The organism is Myxococcus sp. AB056 (assembly GCF_006547365.1).
Lineage (GTDB): Bacteria > Myxococcota > Myxococcia > Myxococcales > Myxococcaceae > Myxococcus > Myxococcus virescens.
The window spans coordinates 1-1,704 of sequence record NZ_VHLB01000197.1 but is presented as its reverse complement, the minus strand read 5'-3'; the positions used below and the strand labels follow the sequence as shown (position 1 = coordinate 1,704).

General features: G+C 67.7%; 1 pseudogene. It reads right to left on the bottom strand.

Features of this window, described 5'->3' with window-relative positions:
* Window positions 1–35: 35 nt before the first annotated feature.
* Window positions 36–1,624: pseudogene (locus tag FMP39_RS37085) on the bottom strand (IS3 family transposase).
* Between the last annotated feature and the right edge of the window lie 80 nt (window positions 1,625–1,704).

Sequence of the window (1,704 nt, the reverse complement as noted above, 5' to 3'; positions counted from 1 at the left end):
CGGTGAGCGTCAAGGTAGTTGTCGCGTGAGAGGGTTCAGCCGACGGACCGCACCTCCTGCGGAAGCGGGGTGAGGTTGGGAGTGGGATTGAGGCGCACGGGGCCTACCGGCGTCCAGTCGCGCGTGCCGCGACTCCAGCGCTCGGGATGGCGGCGCCGGGCGCGCTGGTACACCTGGTGGCGCAGGGCGAGGAGCGAGGCTTCGCGCCGGAAGTGTCTGTCGTCGGGAGTGACGAAGCGGATGGCTGAGTGGCGGTGCTCGGTGTTGTACCAGGCGGTGAAGCGCGTCACCCAGACACGGGCCTCCTTGACGGATGCGAAGGGGCGCTGTGGAAAACAGGGGCGGTATTTCAGCGTCCGGAAGAGCGCTTCGGAGAAGGCGTTGTCGTCCGAGACGCGGGGCCGACTGAAGGAGGGCGTGACACCCAGCCATTGCAGGGTGGCCAGCAACGTGGCGCCCTTCATCGGGCCTCCGTTGTCTGAGTGCAGCACCAACCCCTCGGGGCAACCGGCGTCCTGCCAGCAGCGGCGGATGAGGACCGCGGCGTGCTCAGCGGATTCCTCCTCATGCACCTCGAATCCCATGATGCGCCGACTGAAGATGTCCACCACCAGGTAGAGATAGAGGAAGGTGCCCCTCACCGGGCCCTTCAGGTACGTGATGTCCCAGCTCCACACCTGGTTAGGTGCGGTGGTGGTGTGCTCGGCCCGAGGCCTGGGCGTGGGCGCCTTGGCATGGCCGCGGTGGGTCAACTGTCCGGCTTCGCGCAGCACCCGGTAGAAACTCGCCTCGCTGGCCACGTACTCGCCCCGGTCCGCCAGCCGGGGGACAATCTGCTTGGGCGAGGCGTCGCGGAACTCCTCGCTGTTGGCCACGGCGAGGATGCGACGCCGCTCCATCTCGGAGAGTCGATTCGAGGGTCGGGTATGGGGACCGCACCGCCGGTCCTCGGCCGTGGCGGGCTTTCTCCAGCGTTGAATCGTTCGCGGGGCCACCCCGAGCCGCTCGCAGACGACCTCCAGCCGTACTCCCTTTTCCAGCGCCTCGTCGACGTGGGCGAGCGTCATTTCTCGCTCTTCTCGTCTCCGGAGTCGTCCTCGTCTTCCTGGTGTCTCTGGTCCCAGCCCATCGCCTGAAGTTTTTTTTCGAGCACCAGCAGCGCCGCCGTCTCCGCCAGCGCCTTCTCCTTGCGCTGCAGTTCCCGCTCGAGCTCCTTCACCCGCTTCTCGGCGGCGGCCAGTCGCTTGCGCTCTTTGGCCGGCAGTGGCTCCGTCGACGTGCCCGAGAGGGCTCCGGCGGCTGCCTGCTGCCACTCCTTCAGCTGCGCCTCGTGCAACCCCTCACTGCGAAGGAGCGCTCCCAGTTCCTCACCGACAAGCCCCTGTGTCGCCGCCAGCACGCGCAGTTTCTCCTCGGGCGTCCACTTCTTCGGCCCAGCCGGCGCAACGGGCTTCTTCTCTTCGGGAGGAGGCGTCATCGCCGCCACCCTATTCGCCTCGCGCAGCCACTGCGACAACGTCGGCTGGGACACTCCCACCTGTCGGGCCAGCGCCGCGGCGCTCACCGCGCCCGGGCCCACCATCCGCTTCACCATCTGCAACTTGAATGCAGCCGTATACGACACCGCGTCCTGCCTGCTCTCGCCCCCAAGGCGTCATCGGCTCGGCATCTCGGCCGAGGCGACAACTTCCCTGACACAGGGGG